This is a genomic window from Staphylococcus sp. Mo2-1, from assembly GCF_046721385.1.
GTDB lineage: Bacteria > Bacillota > Bacilli > Staphylococcales > Staphylococcaceae > Staphylococcus > Staphylococcus equorum_A.
The window spans coordinates 1,107,736-1,131,792 of record NZ_JBEUUK010000001.1; the positions used below are offsets into that span (position 1 = coordinate 1,107,736).

Annotated in this window: 16 protein-coding genes and 9 pseudogenes; 1 reads left to right on the forward strand and 24 read right to left on the reverse strand. The window is 32.4% G+C overall.

Annotated features, from left to right (window positions below):
- Window positions 1–129: 129 nt before the first annotated feature.
- The 17 genes and pseudogenes from ABLV95_RS05590 to ABLV95_RS05670 form a co-directional block, all read right to left on the reverse strand.
- Window positions 130–330 carry a YqgQ family protein gene (locus tag ABLV95_RS05590; RefSeq protein ID WP_069815514.1) on the reverse strand — a complete coding sequence of 67 codons (201 nt, stop codon included), beginning with the start codon at window positions 328–330 and terminating at the stop codon, window positions 130–132.
- Window positions 314–1,773 (reverse strand): annotated as a pseudogene (locus ABLV95_RS05595) (rhomboid family intramembrane serine protease). The gene ABLV95_RS05590 and the pseudogene ABLV95_RS05595 overlap by 17 nt, the downstream one beginning before the upstream one ends.
- A 14-nt stretch (window positions 1,774–1,787) precedes the next feature.
- On the reverse strand, window positions 1,788–2,327 hold the full coding sequence (locus ABLV95_RS05600) for a 5-formyltetrahydrofolate cyclo-ligase (protein ID WP_069815510.1): 540 nt from the start codon (window positions 2,325–2,327) through the stop codon (window positions 1,788–1,790).
- Between the two features lie 148 nt (window positions 2,328–2,475).
- Window positions 2,476–2,625, reverse strand: a complete 150-nt coding sequence (rpmG, locus tag ABLV95_RS05605) for a 50S ribosomal protein L33 (RefSeq protein ID WP_002483181.1) — start codon at window positions 2,623–2,625, stop codon at window positions 2,476–2,478.
- 130 nt (window positions 2,626–2,755) lie between these two features.
- Entirely contained in the window at window positions 2,756–4,807 is a 2,052-nt protein-coding gene (locus ABLV95_RS05610; RefSeq protein WP_460876593.1) for a peptidoglycan D,D-transpeptidase FtsI family protein, read from the reverse strand.
- Window positions 4,808–4,933: 126 nt separating this feature from the next.
- Window positions 4,934–5,531, reverse strand: a pseudogene (locus tag ABLV95_RS05615) (superoxide dismutase).
- A gap of 456 nt (window positions 5,532–5,987) precedes the next feature.
- Complete coding sequence (locus tag ABLV95_RS05620; RefSeq protein ID WP_427704353.1) at window positions 5,988–6,401, reverse strand: Fur family transcriptional regulator; 414 nt, start codon at window positions 6,399–6,401, stop codon at window positions 5,988–5,990.
- Window positions 6,391–7,251, reverse strand: a complete 861-nt coding sequence (locus ABLV95_RS05625; protein ID WP_460872681.1) for a metal ABC transporter permease — start codon at window positions 7,249–7,251, stop codon at window positions 6,391–6,393. The genes ABLV95_RS05620 and ABLV95_RS05625 overlap by 11 nt, the downstream gene beginning before the upstream one ends.
- A pseudogene (locus tag ABLV95_RS05630) lies at window positions 7,248–8,024 on the reverse strand (metal ABC transporter ATP-binding protein). The gene ABLV95_RS05625 and the pseudogene ABLV95_RS05630 overlap by 4 nt, the downstream one beginning before the upstream one ends.
- Window positions 8,025–8,144: 120 nt before the next feature.
- Window positions 8,145–9,035, reverse strand: coding sequence for a deoxyribonuclease IV (locus tag ABLV95_RS05635; RefSeq protein ID WP_046465439.1), 891 nt, complete (start codon window positions 9,033–9,035; stop codon window positions 8,145–8,147).
- Between the two features lie 9 nt (window positions 9,036–9,044).
- Window positions 9,045–10,385, reverse strand: coding sequence for a DEAD/DEAH box helicase (locus ABLV95_RS05640; protein WP_460872682.1), 1,341 nt, complete (start codon window positions 10,383–10,385; stop codon window positions 9,045–9,047).
- Between the two features lie 156 nt (window positions 10,386–10,541).
- A pseudogene (locus ABLV95_RS05645) lies at window positions 10,542–11,646 on the reverse strand (Nif3-like dinuclear metal center hexameric protein).
- Window positions 11,647–12,325, reverse strand: a pseudogene (locus tag ABLV95_RS05650) (tRNA (adenine(22)-N(1))-methyltransferase).
- 67 nt (window positions 12,326–12,392) lie between these two features.
- Window positions 12,393–13,500: pseudogene (gene rpoD, locus ABLV95_RS05655) on the reverse strand (RNA polymerase sigma factor RpoD).
- Between the two features lie 137 nt (window positions 13,501–13,637).
- Window positions 13,638–15,422: pseudogene (gene dnaG / locus ABLV95_RS05660) on the reverse strand (DNA primase).
- A 43-nt stretch (window positions 15,423–15,465) separates the two neighbouring features.
- Window positions 15,466–16,291, reverse strand: a pseudogene (locus ABLV95_RS05665) (pyruvate, water dikinase regulatory protein).
- Window positions 16,292–16,305: 14 nt separating this feature from the next.
- Entirely contained in the window at window positions 16,306–16,929 is a 624-nt protein-coding gene (locus ABLV95_RS05670) for a helix-turn-helix transcriptional regulator (RefSeq protein ID WP_460872882.1), read from the reverse strand.
- A 346-nt stretch (window positions 16,930–17,275) separates the two neighbouring features.
- Between ABLV95_RS05670 and ABLV95_RS05675 the strand changes: the two genes are divergently transcribed.
- Window positions 17,276–18,667 (forward strand): glycine--tRNA ligase, encoded by a 1,392-nt coding sequence (locus ABLV95_RS05675; protein WP_046465446.1) that lies wholly within the window; start codon window positions 17,276–17,278, stop codon window positions 18,665–18,667.
- A gap of 402 nt (window positions 18,668–19,069) precedes the next feature.
- Here the strand turns inward: ABLV95_RS05675 and recO are convergent, their stop codons facing one another.
- The 7 genes and pseudogenes from recO to ABLV95_RS05710 all read right to left on the reverse strand — a co-directional run bounded on the left by recO (window position 19,070) and on the right by ABLV95_RS05710 (window position 24,052).
- Entirely contained in the window at window positions 19,070–19,828 is a 759-nt protein-coding gene (gene recO / locus ABLV95_RS05680; protein ID WP_427704346.1) for a DNA repair protein RecO, read from the reverse strand.
- Window positions 19,829–19,849: 21 nt separating this feature from the next.
- The gene (era, locus tag ABLV95_RS05685; protein ID WP_002507481.1) at window positions 19,850–20,749 is read right to left on the reverse strand and encodes a GTPase Era; all 900 of its coding nucleotides are present in this window, start codon (window positions 20,747–20,749) and stop codon (window positions 19,850–19,852) included.
- Window positions 20,749–21,154 (reverse strand): annotated as a pseudogene (gene cdd / locus ABLV95_RS05690) (cytidine deaminase). The gene era and the pseudogene cdd overlap by 1 nt, the downstream one beginning before the upstream one ends.
- A 119-nt stretch (window positions 21,155–21,273) precedes the next feature.
- Window positions 21,274–21,609, reverse strand: coding sequence for a diacylglycerol kinase family protein (locus tag ABLV95_RS05695; protein ID WP_069815488.1), 336 nt, complete (start codon window positions 21,607–21,609; stop codon window positions 21,274–21,276).
- A gap of 8 nt (window positions 21,610–21,617) precedes the next feature.
- Window positions 21,618–22,079, reverse strand: a complete 462-nt coding sequence (gene ybeY, locus ABLV95_RS05700) for an rRNA maturation RNase YbeY (RefSeq protein ID WP_046465450.1) — start codon at window positions 22,077–22,079, stop codon at window positions 21,618–21,620.
- Window positions 22,080–23,027 (reverse strand): PhoH family protein, encoded by a 948-nt coding sequence (locus ABLV95_RS05705; RefSeq protein WP_460876597.1) that lies wholly within the window; start codon window positions 23,025–23,027, stop codon window positions 22,080–22,082.
- Window positions 23,028–23,380: 353 nt separating this feature from the next.
- The gene (locus ABLV95_RS05710) at window positions 23,381–24,052 is read right to left on the reverse strand and encodes a hypothetical protein (RefSeq protein WP_427704345.1); all 672 of its coding nucleotides are present in this window, start codon (window positions 24,050–24,052) and stop codon (window positions 23,381–23,383) included.
- Window positions 24,053–24,057: the final 5 nt, after the last annotated feature.

The window sequence follows — 24,057 nt, forward strand, 5'->3', positions numbered from 1 at the left end:
CATGAAAAATAGACAAACCTTTGATTAACAAACATATCTCATTAGAAAATCCGCACTTTTCTATCCTTTTTAATACTTAAAACAAAATATCCCCCTGTAAACACAATAGTTACAGGGGGATATTTTGTTTTATTTATTTATTCTTCTTTGATTAATAATTAATATGCATTTCAAATATTCATCATTTGTTAATAATTTATAATCGTACAATGATTTTATTTCTTGTTCCATCATTTCATACATATCATTTTTGTCTTTAAAATATATAATAAAGCCAAACTTTTTTAAAAGCTGAAGTACATCATAAAAATTATTAATCTTTTGATTCACTATTATCGCTCAATTCTTTATTTAAATTAATATAATCATTATTGCTTGGATCTGCCTTTAGTGCAGCTTTTATATATTCTTTAGCTTTATCATCATCTTCAAGTGACCTACTTGCAATCGCTAGTTGATAATTTAATAGACCGGAGTCAGGAAAATACCTTAAGCCTCTTTTCCAACTTGCGACACCTTCAGATTTTGAGTTTAGAGTGGCGTTGATGAGTCCATGCAGATAATACGTTTCATCATCTGCATAGTTCTTATCTATCGTATCTTCAACCATATCTTTGGCTTCATTATATTGTCCTTGCTTCATTTCATTCGAAATAATTGTGTTATATATATTATCTTCATTAATCGTAAAAATACGAATTTGTGCTTGCAATAAATAATACAAGCATAAGAATTAATAAAAACCAAAAACGATTTTGATTTGCTTTATAATAGTAGCCAATTAATGTAATTAATAGACCACCTGCAAAGCCACCTATGTGTGCGACAATGTTAATATTTTGCATAAATAAAGATAATCCTATCATTATTACAAGAACAATAAGCAACTGACCGATAAGCTTACGATTAAACTGTTTACCTACATACATAAATCCAAAAATGGCACCAATCAATCCGAATATTGCACCACTTGCACCCGCAGAAACAGTGTCAATATTGAATGACAATGATGCAAAGTTACCAAATAGTCCGAGCAACAATGTAGATGACAAACATTCGCCAATGACCTACGATTGATTCTACAATTTTACCAAAAATGAACAAACTTAGCATATTCATTAAAATATGTTCAAAATCGTAATGTAAAAATATAGATGAAATCAATCTATACCATTCACCATGCACAACATTAAAGTGCACAAGTCCACCTACATCTAACATTTTCAAATCTGAAAAACGATTTAAAAACAGTACCATTGCAAGCCAGATAATAATATTGATTGCAATTAATGTGTAGGTCACAGGAGAAAACTTCAACATATGTTTTTCAATGGGATTATTATTTAACGCTCGTTGTTTATATTGATATTTTGTAAGTTTAGTATCTCTATTATAAATTTTCTTCATTATGAAATTCGGCATAATTCTTTCAACGTGACTTGCTTCTCTAATAATTTTCACTTTAAATTTAAGTGGTTGTAATTCATTTAAATTTTCATCAGTAAAAGCTTTATCCGTGAATATGTATAATTCATAATTTTTAGGTGAAAAATCTAAAAATGAAACGATATTCTCTTCGTTTTCTTGAATCCTACTTTTAGCAAACCTAACTTCTTGAGTGGAATTAGCACCAAATTCAAAGATAGCAACAGACTGTTTTTTCTTGTTTGCTAACCAAATTTCACTATCATCTTGATTACGATGAACAACATGATAATTAAAATATTTAATCCAAGTGTAGATACACTTCCAATAATGTTTTTCTGTAATCATTTCTGCCTCCATAATTAAGTTGTTGCTATTATTAATTTTTCAACGGGCTGATCATGTGATTCAACCTCAAAGTCACCAAGTTGGAAGTCATAAAGCAAACTTATCGTTGGTTGTGTATTTTGACTTAAAAACTTATCAAAATATCCACCACCGTATCCAATGCGATATCCACTATGATTAAATACCACGCCAGGTACAATTAATAAATCTAATTGATTTGAAATTTCCGTATCAGCTTCCACATGATTAATACCTTTATCATCTGGTCCAATATGGTCAAGTTTATCTACATGTTTAAATGTCATTTCTTTACTTTGATAATTTGTTTCAGGTACAAAAACAGTCTTACCTTCAGTAAGCATTTGCTCAATAATAGCATATGTATTTACTTCATGTGGCATAGATAATACAACGCCTACACGCTTAGCTGATTTATATTCACTCGTATCAAATAAATGGTGAGCAAGATATTCATCTGAAACTTGTTTATGGTCATTAGACATAAAAGATTTCATTAATTCAATTTTATCTTGGCGTAATACTTTTTTACTCATAACATACACCTTCCCGTTAATTATACTTCTGTTATTATAACGTTAATGAATTACAATGTCATTAAACTGCAATTTTTAAAAAATAATTAATGTAGTCTTCCAAAAAAATAACCAGATTCTATTAAAAGAATCTGGTTCAAAATATAAATTATTTTGTTTCACGGTGCATAGTGTGTTTGTTATCACGAGCACAATGTTTTTTCATTTCTATACGTTCAGGATTAGTACGTTTATTTTTTGTAGTAATGTAGTTTCTTTCTCCACATTCAGTACAAGCTAGAGTTACGTTTACGCGCATGCTAATTCCTCCTTACCTTTTCAAAATACGACCTACTAATCATACCATTTAGTTATAAAATTGAAAAGTATTAATTTTTCAATAAACACCACTATGTCGGTATTTTTAATAAATTGTGTCTTAAAATGATTTAATTTTTGTCTTTTTCTTTAAAATAATAGTTTATAACATCTCTACCTAAATCTCCGCCGTTTAACCAAGGTTCAGGTACGGGTTGATTGGTATATACGATTGAAAATGCTAATTGTGGATTTTCAATTGGTGCATAGCCAACATATGTTGCGTTTACTTTAGGATCGCCATCTTGGAATACTTCGGCTGTTCCTGTTTTACCTGCAGAAGGCACTTCAGTATCATTAAAGCTTTCATATCCTGTTCCTTCTTCTTCATTAAAGGCCATTTCAAATCCTTCTTGCACTTGGTTAACTTCCTCTTCAGTGTTATTAACCTTGTTAAGTACATCGCCTTTGAATTTCTCTTTTACTGGACCAAGTGTGTCTTTATTAGTAGCATCTCTTACTTCTAATCCGATATGTGGTTGTACTCTATAACCATCGTTAGCAATGGTAGAAACGTATTGTGATAATTGTAACGGTGTATATGTGTCGTACTGACCAATTGCTAAATCTAAGAAGTTACCTGGATTATCAGTTAAAGGTTCAATTTGTCCACTTGTCTCATTAGGTAAATCAATACCTGTTTTAACTCCTAAACCAACTTGGTTTAAACCTTTACGCAATTTTTGACCCGCTTCTGAAATATCTGAAGGCAATGTCATGTTTGGTGTATATGCAGATCCAGCGATTTTCAATGCTGTTTTAAACATATAAACGTTGGAAGAATGCATCAATGCTTCTTTATCATTAATAGTCACTTTACCATCTTGGTTAAAGTAAGAACTTTTCTTAAGTCCGCCGACAAATTCTAATGGTTGGTCGACCATCTCATCGCCTACCTCAATTGCATTGTTTTGGTATCCGGCTAACAGTGTACCACCTTTTATAGAAGAACCTACTGCATATTGTGAAGTGAATGTTCCGATATCATAATCTGTTAAATCGCCATTCTTATCAATTTGTTTACCTGCCATTGCTAAGACATCGCCATTGTTTGGATTTTGGACTACAATCATAGCATTATCCATATCTTTAGCGCCTTCACTACGCAATTTGTCAATTTGTTTTTCTAGATACTCTTCAGTTTTTTTCTGGAGTTCTATATCGATACTAAGAACTAAATCATCACCACGTGAGCCTGGATTTATAACTTTCGAGTCAATAACGTCTCCAGATTTATCCGTAGTATATTTCATTTCTTTCTTCTTACCTTTTAGAATGTCATCATATTGATATTCTAAATAAGATTTACCTACTCGATCATTACGTGAATACCCTTTAGATAAATACTTTTCTGTTAATTCTTTTGGTATTCCTTCTTCACTTGTAGAAACGTCACCAAATATACCTCTCAACGTATCATCATATGGGTATTTTCTATCCCAATCCATTGTAGTATTGACTCCTGGTAATTCTGATAATTTTTGAGATACTGTTGCATATTCTTCGTCACTAACGTCTTCGTTTTTAATCATTTGTGGATCTAAAGCCGATCCAGACATCATTTCTCGATAAATAGATAGTATCTGCAAATCTTCATCAGTTAATGTATCGGTTTGTTTAGCACCAATCTTTTTATACAATGATTCATCATAATCATCTTGAGAAATACTGCCATCTTCTAATAATGCTTGTTCTTCTTTCATCAAATCTTCAGCTTTATTAGGGTGAATTTGAATCCAATAATCTTGCTTATCTCTGTCTGTAATTTTATCTGTATCCATTTCTATTAAGCGAGACAAGTCTTTAGCAATTTTTAAAACTTCTGATTGGGATGTTTTTCTGCCTCTTGCATATGTAATCGCCTTTTTAGATGCATTATCAACGAGAACTTTACCGTTTCTATCTAAAATTCGGCCTCTTGGCACAGCTTCATTAACAGTTAAATTTTCACTGTTTTTAATAAGCTGTTCATAATGAGATCCTTCAGCAATTTGTAAATAACCCAATCTTAAAACAATTACTGCGAAAATGAATACAATAACACCAAAAATAAAACTAATTCTTTTATTCATTGTATTTCTAATCTTTTCATCATTTGATTTTTCTTTTAGTCTTTTTAGCAAAACAACATACCTCTATTCAAAAGTTCTCACTACAAATGATATATGAAATCAGACAATATTTCTATTATTTTAGTTAAAAAAAATGACGACCTTTGAAAAGGCCGTCATAATCGCCTGCTTAATTATTTAGCGAGCGTTATATAATTCGTCAACTTTTTCCCAATTTACAACGTTCCAGAATGCACTAATATAGTCTGGACGTTTGTTTTGGTATTTAAGGTAATAAGCATGTTCCCAAACATCTAAGCCTAGGATAGGTGTTTTACCTTCAGTTAATGGGTTGTCTTGGTTAGGCGTAGTAACGATTTCTAATTTGCCATCGTTTACAACTAGCCATGCCCAACCTGAACCGAAACGTGCTGCAGACTTGGTTAGCAAACTCTTCTTTGAATGCATCTAAAGAACCCCATTGTTCTTTAATTTTATCAACAACAGTACCTTTTTCTTCAGAGTTTGGAGTTAATAATTCCCAGAATAATGAATGGTTTAAGTGTCCTCCACCATTATTACGAACAGCTGTTTGAATGTTTTCTGGTACACTGTCTAAGTTTGCAACAATTTCTTCGATTGATTTAGATTCTAAATCAGTTCCTTCAACTGCGGCGTTTAATTTAGTTACATAAGTGTTATGGTGTTTGTCATGGTGAATCTCCATTGTTTGTTGATCAATGTGTGGTTCCAATGCATCAAAACCATAAGGTAAGTTTGGTAATTCAAAAGCCATAAATAATCATCCTCCTAATTAATCTTAAATAAAGCATAACAAGTTATATTAATGACAACAATTAATATGCTTGTGAAAGCAATACATATAGTCATAAAATACTATTTGTCATCTTTAGTTCCTTTATTAGTATATCTCAAATCAGACCTATTTAAACATCTTTGACGAACTATTTTAAAAATTCAATTTAATTCATACTAACGGCCTATGTTTAATCAACTCATTTTTAGTAGAAAGAATTATTTTGTGATGTTTTACAAGTTATAGAATAATGTTTTTTTGTACGCTGTGCTATTATGCTCGTTTACCTAGTACATAAATGATGTTAATTCAATATAGAGACCGTTACGGCCATTATAAATCAACTTATCATATTTATTTAAAACTTAAAAAATAAGCCAAACGTCTTTATTAACGTCGGCTCAATTTTTATATTCTGCGCTTAGTTTAAACAACTTAAGCTTTTTGACAAAGTTCACAAACACCGTAAACTTCTAATTTATGTGTACGAATATTTACTTGTGGTAGAAAAGCTTTAATTTGTTCAATTGGGCAAAAATCTATCACTTTAGTGTCACCACATGATTCGCAAATAAAATGGTGGTGGTGGTGATCTGTACAAGCAATTCTAAATTTCATCTCTCCATCAAGTTCTGTACCTTCTACAATGCCTAAATCTTTAAAAAGATGTAAGTTTCGATATATGGTATCAAAAGAAATGCCAGGATAATTTTCATCCATTTTTTGTTGAATATGCTTTGCATTAATATATTTATCTTCTGCAACGAAGATATCTACCATTTCTCGTCTTTTATTTGTATATTTATGACCGTTTGCTTTGATTATATCAATGGCTTCCTCAGTTTTCATTTTTAACAGCCCCTTTTACCATTCTTATTTTAAATTTTTGGTACATCATCGTTATTGCAAGGATAAGTACAAGTAATACTACAATCACACCACCAGGAGAAATGTTCATATAAAACGCTAAAACTAATCCACCGATAACTGACAGTTCTCCAATAACAACACTTAGGATGATTAACTGCTTGAAACCTTTCGTCGTGCGCATAGCAATAGCTACAGGTAGTGTGATTAATGCACTTACCAATAAGATGCCTACAACACGCATAGAAGCTGATATGACCATAGCTACAATAATAATAAATAGGTATTGTATCCAATTAGGAATGCCGATGACTTTACTGTATTCCTCATCAAATGACAATATAAATAATTCTTTATAAAAGGATAATATAAAGACAATTACAATAATTACAATAGCAATAATAGTAATTAAATCACTTTCAGTTACTGCACTAATTGAACCAAAGAGTAAACCAACAATCTCTTGATTAAAACCATCCGCAAGAGAAATAAAAATAGCACTCAGTGCTATACACGCACTCATAATAATAGGAATCGCAATCTCTTGATAATTACTGTAAGAAGTTCTAAGATTTTCAATTAATAGTGCTCCTATAATAGCAAAAAGAATACCAAACCACATAGAATTTATAAATGCTAAAGTTGGCATAATTGTAACGACAAACATGCCAAATGAAATACCACCTAAAGTGACGTGACTTAATGCATCAGCAATAAGTGATAACCTGCGTACAACAATAAAAGCACCGATTAATGGTGCAATAAGACCAATAAGCACACCGCTAATTAAGGAGTACCGCATGAAATCAAAATTAAGTAATGCTTCTATCATGATGAACAACACTCCCTACTATCGTTGGTGATCTACAAATTGAATAGGGTGTCCATATATTTTCGATATTTCAACTTCATCCAACGATTTGAAATCTTCAGTAGAACCGTGAAAATGTAAATGTTTATTCAGACACGCTACTTCGGTAGCTGTATCGAGCAACAACACCAATATCATGAGTTACTAAAATGATTGTTACACCTTCATGTTTAAGGGTCTCTAGTGTTTCATAAAACTCACTTACATGTTTGGCATCGATACCACTTGTAGGTTCATCTAAAATCAATACCGATGGCTCGCTAATTAAGGCTCTAGCTATTAATACACGTTGCTGTTGTCCTCCTGAGAGTTCAGCTATGTTTTTATCTATCAAGTGTTCTATATTCAGCCTTTTCAATACTTCTTTCACTTTGCTTTCATCAGTTTTATTAAACCATTGCAGTAATTTTTTACGTTTAGTCAGACCACTAATTACGACTTCTTTAACGCTCGGCTGGGAATCCGGCTTTAAAAGCTTGTGCTTTCTGGGAAACATAACTGATTTTAAGCATAGACTGTTTACCATTGTAATCTTTACCATCAACATAAATTTGTCCCTTTTGTATAGGTAATAATCCGAGTATAATTTTTAGCAAAGTTGATTTCCCTGCTCCATTTGGGCCGACAATTGCTAGAAACTCTCCGCGATTAATTTTAATATTTATATTTTCTAGTACTTGTTTATTGTCAAAATAATAATCAATATTTTTTAATTCGAATACTGGCGTAGACATGTTTTCACCTCGTTTTATACTATACAACGTAGATGTCATTATGTAAATAGTAATCTTTACGACTTATCAAAAAACACGAACACTTTTGTTAAATGAAAGTGTTCGTGTTTTATATTTATTTTATTGATTTAAAAGTTTGTTTTGTAATTCAGGATCAAATTGTTGTTGTTTCAACATTTCAATTTCTAGTTTGTAGGGTGGCTTTTTACTTTTTTTGTCTTCACCTACGAAAGGCGTTTCTAAAATCTTAGGTACATCTTTAAAGGCATCATGATGAACGATATAATTTAAAGCGTCAAAGCCGATATAACCAAAGCCAATGTTTTCGTGTCTATCTTTATGAGCACCAATATCGTTTTTACTATCATTCACATGTACAACTTTAATTCTATCCACACCAACGATTTTATCAAATTCGTTTAATACGCCATCAAAATCTTCTTTAACATTGTAACCTGCATCGTGCGTATGGCACGTGTCAAAACACACTGATAATCTTTCATTATGATTAACACCATCGATAATTCGAGCTATTTCTTCAAAATTTCTTCCAACTTCTGAACCCTTACCAGCCATTGTTTCCAAAGCAATTCTTACATTATTGTCATTAGTTAGCACTTCGTTAAGGCCTTCAATGATTTTTTTAATACCTACATCAGCGCCTTCACCTACATGTGATCCAGGGTGAAGTACGATATCTTTTGCACCTAGCGCTTGTGTACGTTCAATTTCACTTTGTAAGAATTCCACACCTAAGTCAAAAACATGTGGTTTTATAGTATTAGCTATATTAATAATATATGGTGCATGAACAACAATATTTGAAAGACCATGTTGCTCCATAATTTCATGCCCTTTTTCAATATTTAATTCTTCGATGGGTTTTCTTCTAGTATTTTGAGGCGCACCTGTGTAAATCATAAAAGTTGATTCGCCCAATTTATGTGCTTCTTCTGCTGAACCTTCTAACATTTTTTTACCATTCATAGATACATGAGATCCCAATAACATAGTAGTCACCTATCCTTTTTTATTTTTCCTCTGTTGTCGACTTTGTTGTTTACTAAATTGTTTACGTTCTTTAAGTTTTAAATCATCTAAATCACGTTTGAATTTCTTTTTATAACCAGGTTTAACTTTTTTCTTATTACTTTTTACTTTATGTTTTAATTCGTTTGTTAAGTGATCATCTTTATTTCTGCGTTTTCGACGGGTATTATGGGCTTTTACTGCTTTTAATTCACCATCTTTGATGTCAACATTTTCAAATTCATAGCCACGTTGTTCAATCAAAGTAACATTTTCTTCTTCATCTGGGCTGTATAATGTAATTGCGACACCTTTATATTGGCCACGTCCAGTACGTCCAACACGGTGAGTAAAGAAATCAATATCTCTTGGTACATCAAAGTTAATTACATGGCTCACGCCGTCAATGTCTATACCACGTGAAGCTAAGTCACTCGCAATAACAAATTGGAATTCTAAGTTTCTAACACGTTTCATTTGTTGTTTACGTTCTCTCGGTGTTAATCCACCGTGAATCATACCTAATTTCAAACCAGACGCGACTAATTGTTTTGCTAATTCGTCCGCACTATCACGACTATTACAAAAAATAATACATAGATAAGGATTTAAAATATCAATTAGCTTTAAAGTTTTTTCAACTTTCGCTTCACCTTTTGTTGGAATTAAATAGAATTCTATATTCTTTTTATTTTTCTGAGTATTTTCGATTTCGACATACTCGGGATTTTCTAGGTATTTGTTTAAAAATGGGTGCAGTGATTTTGGTATAGTGGCACTGAAAACTGCAATATGCGCATTTTCATCTAATCTTGTAGCCACATAATCTACTTCTTCAATTAAACCTAAATCAATCATTAAATCTGCTTCATCAATAACCAAATAAGAAGCTAAATGAACATGTAAATCCCCATTTTTAGCTAAATCATTTATACGTGTTGGTGTACCAATAATAAGTTGTGGTTGGTTTTTTGCTCGATTACGGTCTTTTTCTATATCTGTACCACCAATAAATAGCTTTACAGAGACTTCATTTTTAAATTTGGCTAAGTGACTAGCTACATCAAATAATTGTTGTGCTAGCTCTCTTGTAGGGGCTACGATAATTGCTTGTGGTTCTTTATATTCTGTATTGATTGAATTCATTAATGGTAATAAAAATGCATGTGATTTTCCTGTACCAGTCTGTGATTGACCTATTAAATTTACCTGTTTCATTATTTTTGGTATTACTCTACTTTGTATTTCAGTTGGTTGAGTAAAATTCAAATCCTTCACAGCGTCTAATAGACTTGGTTCTAAATTAAATTTCTCAAATGGGTGATTCGCCATGTCTTGGCCTCCTTAAATCTTCATCTTATCTATTATAAAGCATTAGCTTATAATTTTGAACTAAATTATTTAATCATATTGCATATGTTATTCATTCATTGTACATAATAATAACTCGAACCTACCTGTCATAAGTAAATTCGAGTCATTCACGTATTATATATATTCAAATGGATCTGTATTTAATTGGGATGCGTTTATATTAAAATTAAATTCTTCGTCGTTTAACCATGTTATTAAAAGTTGACGCAATCCATCTTTCATCACATATTCACTATAATGGTTAATATCTAATAAATTAACACCTGCAATTTTAGCGTCTAAAGCATCATGATGTTTAATATCTCCAGTCACAAATATATCTGCACCTTTTTTAGCTGCAGTATACTCAAAACCAATACCAGAACCACCAATAACAGCAACTGTTTTGATCTGTGCGTTTTTGTCACCAGTAAATCGGACACTAGGCATTTGCAATTGTGTTTTAACGTGCTTCACAAATGATTCTGCTGACATAGATGCTTTAAGTTCACCGATCATACCTAAACCATAATTTGCTTCTTTTTCCATTTTTATAAAATCATAAACGGGTGTTTCATATGGATGATGTTGTGTGATTAATTGTTGTGCTAAAACGCGTTGATTGGCTTCAATCATAAATTCTAATTTATACTCTTCAACATGTTCCACAGATCCTAATTCACCAATATGTGGATTTGCATGACCTACAGGTTTAAATTGTCCGTTACCAGGGCTTTCAAAGAAGCAATATTCATATTCGCCTTCTTGTGCTAAACCTGCTTCACTCAGACGTTTTTTGAAAGTTTCTAAATTTACTTTTGGAATAAACACTTGGACTTTAAAATATGGAATTGTTTCTGGATTTAGAATATGTTGATTGTGTAATTCGATTTTATTAGCCGAGCATCGCATTAACACCTTTTGGATAAACGTCTAAATTTGTATGCAAGGCGATAAGGTTAATATTATTTTGAATTAACTTCCTTATGATAGCTCCATAGCCATCTTGCTGTGTAATGTTTTTAACCCCTTTAAATATTAGCGGGTGATGACAAACTATTGTATTACATTGATTCGTCATTGCTTCCTCAACTACATCATCAGTACAGTCAAGCGCAGTCAGAACCCCTGTAACTGTAGAAGATGTATCACCAATAAGTAAGCCTACGTTATCCCATGATTCTGCCGTATTCAATGGTACATGCTGATTAATAATGTGAAGAAATTGTTCAACGTTCATTTATATCACCTCATTGATTAAATTAATTTCATTATTGATTTCATTTAAGCGTTCGGCGTGCTTGTTGTGGATTTAAATTCTGTTGTATTTTATATAATGCATCTCGTTCGCGTTCCCATTTTTTGAAAAACAAATTGTTTTTATTTTTCAATAATTCAGGGCCAAATTTTAATGCTTGTGATGATAAAGGTTCAACACTTTCTAAATAATCTGCAACAATAATTTCATATATATGACCTTTTTCTTCTAATATATCCTCAGCTATAATACTGTAATTCATCTTCACAAGTTGTTTTCGTATGGCACTAGATTGGATGTTGCTTTGCAAAATCAATCTCGGTTGATTTGTTAATTTTTCAGAACCTTCATCTAGTATTTTAGCAATTAAAGGCCCGCCCATACCACAAATCGTAATCGATGAAATATCGTCACTCTTTTGTATGACAGATAAACCGTCACCGAGTCTAACGTCAATAAAAGAATGTAGTTGTTGTTCAATGACATTGCGCTTCGATGCTTCAAACGGTCCTTTGATCACTTCACCGGCAATTGCCTTTTGCGTTAAGTTGTTTTCAATTGCAAAAATTGGTAAATATGCATGGTCCGAACCGATGTCCGCTAGACAATCGCCTTGTATATAAGTACTTACTTTTTTTAATCTTTGATTTAATGGAATCATAAAAAGTTCTCCTCTATGTATATGTAAAAAGCTCTTTTGTACATCATTGTACAAAAGAGCTAAAAAGTTAGTCCATAAAGTCTTTTAGACGTTTACTTCTGCTTGGGTGTCTTAATTTTCTAAGTGCCTTAGCTTCGATTTGACGAATTCGTTCTCTAGTTACACCAAACACTTTACCAACTTCTTCTAATGTACGAGTTCTACCGTCATCTAATCCAAAACGTAAGCGTAATACATTTTCTTCACGGTCAGTTAGTGTATCTAATACATCTTCTAACTGTTCTTTTAACAACTCATAAGCCGCATGATCTGAAGGGCTTTGGGCTTCTTGGTCTTCTATGAAGTCGCCTAAATGACTATCATCTTCTTCACCAATTGGTGTTTCTAAAGAAACTGGCTCTTGAGCTATTTTCAGTATTTCTCTTACTTTTTCAGGTGGTAAATCCATTTCTTCACCAATTTCTTCTGGTGCTTGGATCACGGCCTAAATCTTGTAATAATTGTCTTTGTACACGGATTAATTTATTAATTGTTTCAACCATGTGAACAGGTATACGAATCGTACGTGCTTGGTCAGCAATCGCACGCGTGATAGCTTGACGTATCCACCACGTTGCATATGTGGAGAATTTGAAACCTTTATTGAAATCGAATTTTTCCACGGCTTTAATAAGTCCCATATTACCTTCTTGTATCAGGTCAAGGAACAGCATACCGCGTCCTACGTATCTTTTGGCTATACTGACTACAAGACGTAAATTCGCTTCAGCTAAACGTGATTTAGCAATTTCATCGCCTTTTTCAATTCTTTTAGCCAATTCAACTTCTTCTTGTGCGTTTAATAAATTTACGCGTCCGATTTCTTTTAAATACATACGGACTGGATCATTTATTTTCACACCTGGAGGTGCACTTAAATCATTTGGATTTAATTTTGAATCTTTGTCTGAACTATCTTTTTCATTAACTAAACTTATGTCGTTATCTGTTAATTGGTCAAAAAGTTCGTCCATTTGATCAGAATCCATTTCGAAGTTTTGCATTTTTTCAGCAATTTCTTCATGACTCAAGTGTCCTTGCTTTTTACCTTTTTCAATCAATTGTTTTTTTACATCTTCTAAAGTTAGAGATGGGTCGATGGTTTGTTTTTTAACTTTAACTTTATTTCCAGACATGAAAAGGCCTCCCGAATATATAATATCAACTTGATACCAAAATATTTTATAGTCAAAATTTATAAAACTGAATTAAAATAACATTCTAGTATACAGGCTGTTAATCCTATTAATATACACATACATTCATTATTGAATTAATTCATCCTATTTTTATTATGATTTACAATTTTTTCTAAATAATATTTTTGCAATTCTAAATCACCTAACCTCGAAGCCTCCCGTAGCTTATGATTAAGCGATTCTATCGTTTCTTCATTTCTATTAGATGTTAGTGTATTTACATAGTCATCAATTTCATATTCAAATGGTTCTTCATTTATCATATAGTTATCTAATGATATAAATGCTTCCTTGATTTCATTGGAATCAATGTACTGTAAAACGTCACTAATATTAAATGTATCATGCTCAGAGTAAAACTGGTGTAAAACATTAAATATACGCTTAAAATACTCATTTGTAAAGTCTTCTACTTGAAGTAATTTGTGATAATTCAAGAAAGTGTCTTTATCATTCATAAAATGTTTCAATAAAGCACGTTCTGCTTTTTCGTTTTTGTTTAAGTTATTAAATTGTGGGACTGTTGGTAATTGGTAAGCTTGAGGTTGATAATAATCTTGTTGGTGTCCTACTTCATTATTTAGACTATCCAAGCTAACTTTAAACAATTCCGATACTTCTTGCAATATCTTTTTACGAAGTATTGATGACTTCATGAGTGATATATCATTTGTTATCTCTTTTAAATATCTTTCATATGATAAATCATTATTGTCTATTTCATCTTGATGTATATGCACTTTATATAAAATATATGATTTCTTTTCATGTTCTACATAATAGTTAAATGCATCGGCGCCGTGTTTTCCAATATATTCATCTGGATCCATATCTTTTGGAAGTTGTACCACAAATACATTAAATCCTTGTTCCAATAACGCTTGACCTGATTTCAATGTTGCTTCACTACCTGCAAAGTCACCATCAAACATTAACGTTACATTAGATGTGAGTTTCTTAATGAAAGCAATATGTTCTTGTGAAATTTGTGTACCCATGCTAGCAACGACTTGTTTGATTCCGGCTTGGTCAACTTTAATGACATCCATAAATCCTTCTAATAAGATAATTTCATCATTTTTGCGTATCGATTTTCGCGCCTTATCAACATTGTATAACAACCTTCGTTTCTGGAAGATGGGCGTTTCAGGACTATTAAGATACTTTGGCTCTTGATTCGTATATGTTCTACCGGAATAACCCACTGTTCTACCTTGAGCGTTCATCAGTGGAAACATAACTCGATCTCGAAAGCGATCATAATAACTAAAATTCTCTTCATTTCTAGACAATAAACCCGCTTCATAGGCTAATTGAATGTCGTAACCTTTTTTTGTAAAAAATCATGACAAAAGTGAGAATTCTTTGGTGCATAGCCAATTTTTCTTGCATCAATTAATGCATCTGTAAATCCACGTTCTTTTAAATAAGTTAAAGTCTGCTTCACCTTCTACTGTTTTCTTCAATGCATAGTGATAATATTCTTGCATCAGTTCATGCATTTCAATCATTTGTAAATCTTCTGATGCAACCTGATGTTTATCATCTTGCCCTGAAGCACTTTGGTCAGTTTCAACTTCAATATTCACACGTTCACCTAATTCTTTTACTGCTTCTGTAAAAGAAATATCTTTTATTTCTTGAGTAAATTGAAAAACATTGCCACCTTTTTTACAACCAAAGCAATGACAAATTTGTTTGTCTTCTGACACTGTAAATGACGGTGTTTTTTCATCATGAAAAGGACACAAACCAATATAATTGCGTCCCTTTTTTTCTAATTTGACATACTCGCTTACTAAGTCGAGTATGTCAGTCTTATCTTTTATTTCATTTATTGTTGATTGTTCTATTCGCAACTTAATCACCTATTAGACATTAATTACAATATTATAGCTTTTTTCATTGGTTTTTGAAACTATTTTGCTCAATAATGCTAATAATATCATTTGCAGTTTCTTCTATCGCTTTATCAGAAACATCAATAACTGGACAACCTATCTTATCCACGAGTTCATGAAAGTAATTTAATTCTTCTTCAATACGCTTGCTCAGTCGCATATCTTGCACTGTCACCTAAACCGAGTTGTTTTAAACGTTCTTTACGAATACGGTTTAGTTTTTCTTCACTTATTTTTAAAGCAATGCATTTTGATGGATCAACGTTAAACAAATCATCCGGTGGTGTTACTTCTGGGACAATAGGTATATTCATCACCTTGTAACTTTTGTGTGCAAGATATTGTGATAGTGGGGTTTTTGAAGTTCTAGAGATTCCTAATAGCACGATATCTGCTTTTGTTAGTCCCTTAGGATCTTTGCCATCATCGTATTTTACAGCAAATTCAATTGCATCAATTTTTTTGAAATATGCCTCATCTAATTGATGTACTAGCCCTGGTTCAAAATAAGGCTGTTCATCAATTTTGTCTAAGAGGATATTCATGAGCGGACCCATAATATCTACGGATTTGATTGCATCCTCTTTGATTTTTGATTCCATATATTTTCTTATTTCAGGTTTAACTAGTGTATAGACAACAATAGCTTCTGTATCTTTAGCTACTTGGATAACTTCATCTACATTTTCTAAAGTTTCAATATACGGATATCTATTAATTTCACTATCGCATTGATTTGGATTAAATTGTGAAATACATGCTCTTGCCACAAGCTCAGCTGTTTCTCCTACCGAGTCCGATGCGACTATAATTTTTATATTTTCCATAAGTTAAATACCACCTATTCGTTTAATAATGATACAAAGATTTTTGTAATTGTAGTTTTTGATATACGTCCTTTGACTTCATATTTGCCATTTTCTTTTTTGATTACGATGGGTAGTGAATCAATTTCTTTTTCAATCATTAAATTGGTCGCAAAAACGACTCTTTCATCTTCAAGAATAAAGCTTAAGTTCGGCATGCGTGTCATAATAATATTTACAGGCATTGTGTGTATATCTTCACCAATCATAGATGCTCGTAGTAAATCCTTACGCGAACAAACACCAATAAAATCTCCATTACTATTGATTACGAATAACGTACTGACATCTTCTAAAAATATTGTACATATTGCATCATAAACTGACATCTCATTTTTAACCACAACAGGATGCGATGCATAATCTTTCACTATATATTGTTTTAATTGATCAGCTAGTAATTTATTCTTTGGCTTACCAGAATAATAATAACCTACACGTGGTCTAGCTTCTAAAATACCGGACATTGTTAAAATGGCTAAGTCAGGTCTTAATGTTGCACGTGTCAAACTAAGTCTTTCTGCTATATGCTCACCAGTTATAGGACCGTTGTTTTTGACAATTTCAACTATTTGCTGTTGTCTTTTACTTAGTTCTATTGTACTTCACCCCTTCACTCATTCTTCTTAATTATACATGGAATTTTTAATTGCTACAAATACATATAATTACTTGCTAATAAACGCACAATACATTAATATTAAAATTAAAGCGAGTTGGGGACAGTGAAAGCCTAACAAGACTCATTGGCCACAATTAAATGATAGATAAAAGCGAGTGTACACACTAAGTTGGGTGGAACCGCGGGTTATCAAGAATAATTTAAATAAACATGTATATTTTATATGTGATTAAAAATGATTAACTCGTCCCAAGACAATGATTAAGTTTTTTTGGCTTTTTCTTTGTCTTGGGGCGTTTTTATGTTAAAAAGGAGTGTTTTTTATGACAAAAGATATGGAAACAATTGTCTCATTAGCAAAACATAGAGGTTTTGTATTCCCTGGTAGTGATATTTATGGTGGTTTATCAAATACATGGGATTACGGTCCACTAGGAGTAGAATTAAAAAATAATATTAAAAAAGCTTGGTGGCAAAAATTCATCACTCAATCACCATATAACGTTGGTATTGATGCGGCTATTTTAATGAACCCAAAAACTTGGGAAGCTTCAGGTCACTTAGGTAACTTTAACGATCCTATGATCGATAACAAAGACAGCAAGATTCGTTATCGTGCTGACAAAATTATCGAAGATCATATGGCAAATGTTAAAGGTGATGAAAACTTTGTAGCTGATGGCTTAAGTTTCGACGAAATGAAACGTATTATCGATGAAGAAGGTATTGTTTGTTCTGTAAGTGGTACAGCCAATTGGACTGATATTCGTCAATTCAACTTAATGTTTAAAACGTTCCAAGGCGTAACTGAAAGTTCAACAAATGAAATTTTCTTACGTCCAGAAACTGCACAAGGTATTTTCGTAAACTATAAAAATGTACAACGTACAATGCGTAAAAAATTACCATTTGGTATTGGTCAAGTTGGTAAATCATTCCGTAACGAAATTACACCTGGTAACTTCATATTCAGAACACGTGAATTCGAACAAATGGAATTAGAATTCTTCTGTAAGCCTGGTGAAGAAATTGAATGGTATAACTACTGGAAAACATTTGCAAGTCAATGGTTAAAAGACTTAAATTTAAGCGAAGAAGCTACACGTTTACGTGATCATGACGCTGATGAATTATCTCACTATTCTAATGCTACAACAGATATTGAATATCGTTTCCCATTCGGTTGGGGTGAATTATGGGGAATCGCAAGTCGTACAGACTTCGACTTGAAACAACACAGTGAACATTCAGGTGAAGATTTCCAATATCACGATCAAGAATCAGGCGAAAAATATATTCCATATTGTATCGAACCTTCATTAGGTGCTGATCGTGTTACATTAGCTTTCTTATGTGATGCATATAGTGAGGAAGGCGTTGAAGGAAGTAAAGATTCTAGAACTGTATTACACTTCCACCCTGCTCTAGCACCATATAAAGCCGCTATCTTACCATTAAGCAAAAAATTATCTGGCGACGCTATCAAAATATTTGAAGAGCTAAGCGCTAACTTTGCAATAGATTTCGATGAATCACAATCTATTGGTAAACGCTACCGTCGTCAAGATGAAATCGGCACACCTTACTGTATTACTTTTGACTTTGATTCATTAGAAGATCAACAAGTTACAGTACGTGACCGTGATTCAATGGAACAAGTACGTATGCCAATTTCAGAATTAGAAGCTTTCTTAACTGAAAAAGTAAAATTCTAATTTTTAAATAAAATACACAGCTGTGATTTAGCAGATTGCTAATAACGTGATGAGGCTGAGACATAATACATGTCTCAGCCTCAATTTTTATATTGGCAGTGGTTGAATGAATTGAAGATGTGCTTATATCTAGATCTTAAAGAACTACAACTTCATTTATGAAGAGAATTGGTTCCTATGGAAAAGCTTCAGCACTTGTATTCAAATTTCCAAGCTACTTTGCCAAGTCGGGCTCATGACGAAATCTTGCTACAACAATTTAATTTTGTCGGCTGACTCCATCATTTTTCATCTATTCAAACAGCTGAAAACATATATTATTAATATAAAAAGAGTACACCTTGAAATTTATTTTCAAGGTGTACTCTTTTTTAAATTTACGTTCTTCTCGTACATAGATAATTACAGATTACTATCTAATCTATGTAGTTGGTTAATTAACTTTTGACTTTTAAAAAACATACCTGCATATTCGCTATAGAGCATAATCATTAACTCTGACATTTCATCTACTACATCATCATGAATACTCAAAGAACTCATTTGACTAATCGGCAATTTTTGCAATATATCCAATAGATAAAGTGTTTTATTCATTAAAATGAGTGCATGTGGATCTTGATGTCGCACATTCGCAGAAATAGCACCATCAAATTTAAAACTATAACCAATTAAACGAGATTGATCATTACTATCAGTAACTACACACTTGTCAAAAATTGCATTGAAGCCAAATTTTGTCATACATTTTAATAAAACAATGACTGACATGAGTTGGGCAGATACACCATCTTTAATTTTCGACAATACAAAATGTAATAAATCATAGCTATATTGAGAAATTTCATCACTTTCAATCGAGCGGTCAATTGTTTCTGCACTTAAACTGGCAAAGCTACTTTCATAAATATCTAAACGAAGGTTGTAATTTTGGTCTATTACATCGACAGAACTCAGTGTTCCCATACCCTTCCATTTAGAATAAATAAATAAGCCATACACAAATAACTGTGTATTAGCTTGTAAACCACTTTTGCTTTTTTTAGCTCTTCGCACCATTAGTGGTACTTTTGCACCATGCTCATTTAAAATTGTGATAATTTTATCGGATTCGCCATAATCAACCGTTTTAATAATAATACCTTTTTGTTTGATTAACACATTAGCTCACCGACTCCCAAATTAATCTCGATCTTCTAAATAACCCATTTGACGGATGAAGTTAACTTTATTTCGCCAATCTTTTTGGACTTTTACCCAAAGTTCTAAATAAACTTTAGATCCTAGTAACATTTCGATATCTTGGCGTGCACGTTTACCAACTTCTTTAAGTTTTTTACCGCCTTTACCAATAACAATACCTTTTTGTGAATCTCGTTCAACAAATATTGTTGCTTCAATTCGAACTCTGTCTTCATCTTCTTTAACCATGCGATCTACGTTTACACCAATGGCATGAGGGATTTCTTCACTTGTTAAATGTAAAATCTTTTCACGAATTAACTCGCCTACAACAAATTGTTCTGGATGATCAGAGATTTGATCATCTGGATAGTACTTAGGTCCTTCTGGTAGATAAGATTTTATTACATTTATAAAATGATCTACATTTAAGCCTTCCAGTGCTGAAATTGGTACAATTTCAGTGAAATCCATATATTTTTTGTATTTTTCAATTCTTGGCATAAGTTCATCTGGGTGTACTAAATCAATTTTATTTAATACTAAAAAGACAGGTGTTTTAATCGTTTTAAGCATATCCATAATATACTCATCACCACGACCTATATCTTCATTTACATTTACCATGAACATAATAGCATCTATTTCAGATAACGTGTTTGTAGCGACGCGCATCATGTAGTCGCCTAATTTATGTTTCGGTTTATGAATACCAGGTGTATCTAAGAAAATGATTTGAGCATCTTCTTGTGTCATAACGCCTTGAATTTTGTTTCTTGTAGTTTGTGCTTTATCAGACATAATAGCTATCTTATGTCCGATCACACGGTTAACAAACGTAGATTTCCCAACATTGGGTCTACCTATAATTGATATAAATCCTGATTTATGTCCTGTCATTAATTTAAATCCTTTCCAGAAAATCCTAATGGTAATAAGTCATTTACGGTTGATTCTATCATATCGCCTTTATGATTAGTCATATATACTGGCATATCGTCATCGCATAATTCTTTTAACACCTGACGACATTCACCACATGGTGAAGATGGCGCATCTGCATCAACAGTAACTGTAATTGATTCAAAATCACCTGGTCTATAACCATCTGATATTGCAGCAACCAAACTTGATCTCTCTGCACAAATTGCCATTGAGTATGCTTGCGTTTTCAACATTTGCTCCATGATAAACTTTACCGTCTTTCGTTCTTAAATATGCACCAACTTTAAAATTACTATATGGTGAATATGAATTGGCTTGAGCATTTCTTACTTCTGTAAAATAGTGTGATTGATAAGCCATAGCTAACACGCTCCTATTCAATATTAAGGGTTATTAAAAAAATCCACTTAATTATCGATTTAATGTTTAATTACTCTGTTCTTTAAGTATAAACAAATTCTATAAAATTGCACTACAATTTAGAACACATATGGTAAAAAAACAACGAGACCAATAGCAAGTGCAGTAATAGAAGCTAACACAACACTAAAAGCGGCGATATCTTTAGCCTTTTTTGCTAATATATGATAATCACCTGTAACTAAATCAACCACATATTCTACTGCTGTATTGATAGCTTCGAAAGCAAGTACAACACCTATCGCTATAATAATAAAAAGCCATTCTAATTGACTAATACCAAAAGCAATACCACAAATAACAGTGGCAAGCCCTAATAAAAGATGCATTAAAAATTTGCTGTCTTTATTTAATAGTACTAACATACCTTGAAAAGCGTATTTAAAACGTTTCATGTCTACCTCTAATCTCTTGTTAAACCATAAGCATTTAGAATTTGATCTTGTCGCCCAAACATTTCTTTTTCGTCCTCTTCATCTATATGATCATAACCTAATAGATGTAAGAAACCATGGAGTGCAAGAAAGCCTAATTCTCTTTCAAAAGAATGACCGTAAGAATCGGCTTGTTCCTGAGCTACGTCAGTACAAATAATAATGTCGCCTAATACTCTTGGCATATCAAGTCCAATAATTTCTGGTTCATCTTCTTCTAAAGCAAATGAGATAACATCTGTTACTTTATCTTTATCACGATACATTTTATTAATTTCTTGAATTTCGGTTTTATCTACAAAAGTTACAGATAACTCGGCATCGCTATCAATTTGTTCTTGCTCTTTTGCAAAAGTGAGGAGTTTATCAATCTGAGTTAACCATTCACTTTTAACTATTTCAGTGTGATCACTAAAGTCTATTGTAAACATTTACTCTTCTCCTTCGTAACGGTCAATAATTTTACTTACTAATGGGTGACGTACAACATCACTTTGATCAAGATAATGTACGCTTAAGCCTTTAACTTCTTTTAATTTTTTAACTGCTTCTTTTAGACCACTTTTAACTCCTTTAGGTAAGTCTACTTGAGTTTGGTCTCCAGTAACTACCATTTTCGAATCAAAACCTAGTCGAGTTAAGAACATTTTCATTTGTGCTTGTGTTGTATTTTGTGCCTCATCTAAAATAACAAAAGCATCATCTAATGTTCTACCGCGCATATAAGCTAGGGGCGCAATTTCTATGATGCCTCTTTCTATAAAGCGCGCCGTTTGTTCTCTTCCTAAAACAGTATTTAAACCGTCATACAGAGGTCTTAAGTATGGATCAACCTTTTCCTTTAGATCTCCTGGCAAGAAGCCTAGTGACTCTCCTGCTTCCACTGCAGGTCTTGTTAGCACAATTCGTTTAACATTTCCTTTTCTTAACTGTTTCGCAGCGTACACAACCGCTAAGAAGGTTTTTCCTGTACCAACTGGTCCTACACCAAACACTAAATCATTATGATACATAGCATTTACATACATACGTTGACCCATGGTTTTTGCACGGATGGTCTTTCCGTATGCATCTTTAGTTATTTCTTCTTCATATAAATCTAATAAGTATTGAATCGTACCATTATTTGCCATTTTCACTGCCGCTTCAACATCTTTTGAAGAGATTGAAATACCTTGTTGAATGACTTTCAAAAGGTTAATGAGTACTGATTCTGCTTTTTTAACATGCTCTACTTGCTCTCCTTTTACAGAGATTTCTTGACCTCGAGCATGTACAATGACATCAAACCCTTCCTCAATTAATTTAAGGTGTTCATCGTTATTACCAATGAGCGCTTGAGCTTCATTGATGTCATCTATTTGAATAATTCCAGGCATATAGGTGCTCCTTTACAAATATATTCGTTTCATCTTATTTTATCCTATTAGATTTTAACTTACAAAAATTATTATCGTTCATTAAATTATTTTAAGCATTTAACAATTCAATCATATAATGATGATTACACCATCATTATATCACGAATTAACTATATATTATTTCAAAGAGTATTAAATAGAGGCTCATTTATCAAATTTTACATGATGTTTACATTCTTATTAGTCGTGAGCTATTAGTTTAATTTATTATGGTTATTTTTTCATTGAAATTATTGCAAATACACAAAAACGCCTTACAAAGTCATTATATATCGACTCCATAAGGCGTTTAATTTATAGACTATACTGCGCTATAATCTTTTGGGTTTTTCTAATATTTCCGACCAAATAATACCATTTACAACTTCATCTTCTGCAAACCTATATTTTTCATTAGTAACTGGACTCTGAATTGCCTGTGCATCCATTAACTGTTTTAAACGGAAACGTTTTGTTCTCTCAGATAAATATTTATCTGAAATAATAGCACGTGCTCTTCTTTCAGTTCTCTTCAGTTTTTTCTCGTTTTCACGATCAATTTCTGTACGCACATCTTGTAATTCGCCCATTAAATCTGCTTCAAGTTCTTTTTGCAGTTTATCCTCTTTTTGCTCTTGCGAACGTTTTAACTTTTCTGCTTCAGTCTCGTTGTCTGTACGCATTGTTCGAGTCGTTTGTTGAGGATTTGGCGTTTCCATTTTTTCAGCTCTAGTTTCAACTGGTCTTGCGGGTTCTGCACGCTTTTGCGGTTGTTGTTCAATATCTTTCCTCGTTGGTCCTTCATTCATTTGTTGTTCGATTTCTTTGAATGCTTTACCAATTTCATCAAGGAAACCGCCTCTTTTAGGTGGCTGATCATTTCGATTAGGTTGATTATTTATTGGTGGTTTTTGGTTTTTTCTATCTTTATGGCTATTATCGCTAATAGCGCTGACTATTGTAACAATCACAGATATTACAAAGATAATAATAGCTATATTCATTTAAT

Excerpts from the sequence above, each read along its gene's own strand:
- ABLV95_RS05695 (WP_069815488.1), bottom strand. The coding sequence starts at position 21,609 with ATGAAACGTTTTAAATACGCTTTTCAAGGTATGTTAGTACTATTAAAT.
- ABLV95_RS05635 (WP_046465439.1), bottom strand. The coding sequence starts at position 9,035 with ATGTTATTGGGATCTCATGTATCTATGAATGGTAAAAAAATGTTAGAA.
- ABLV95_RS05710 (WP_427704345.1), bottom strand. The coding sequence starts at position 24,052 with ATGAATATAGCTATTATTATCTTTGTAATATCTGTGATTGTTACAATA.
- ABLV95_RS05600 (WP_069815510.1), bottom strand. The coding sequence starts at position 2,327 with ATGAGTAAAAAAGTATTACGCCAAGATAAAATTGAATTAATGAAATCT.
- era (WP_002507481.1), bottom strand. The coding sequence starts at position 20,749 with ATGACAGGACATAAATCAGGATTTATATCAATTATAGGTAGACCCAAT.
- ABLV95_RS05625 (WP_460872681.1), bottom strand. The coding sequence starts at position 7,251 with ATGATAGAAGCATTACTTAATTTTGATTTCATGCGGTACTCCTTAATT.
- ybeY (WP_046465450.1), bottom strand. The coding sequence starts at position 22,079 with ATGTTTACAATAGACTTTAGTGATCACACTGAAATAGTTAAAAGTGAA.
- ABLV95_RS05675 (WP_046465446.1), top strand. The coding sequence starts at position 17,276 with ATGACAAAAGATATGGAAACAATTGTCTCATTAGCAAAACATAGAGGT.
- ABLV95_RS05640 (WP_460872682.1), bottom strand. The coding sequence starts at position 10,385 with ATGGCGAATCACCCATTTGAGAAATTTAATTTAGAACCAAGTCTATTA.
- ABLV95_RS05620 (WP_427704353.1), bottom strand. The coding sequence starts at position 6,401 with ATGAAAACTGAGGAAGCCATTGATATAATCAAAGCAAACGGTCATAAA.
- rpmG (WP_002483181.1), bottom strand. The coding sequence starts at position 2,625 with ATGCGCGTAAACGTAACTCTAGCTTGTACTGAATGTGGAGAAAGAAAC.
- ABLV95_RS05705 (WP_460876597.1), bottom strand. The coding sequence starts at position 23,027 with ATGCCTGGAATTATTCAAATAGATGACATCAATGAAGCTCAAGCGCTC.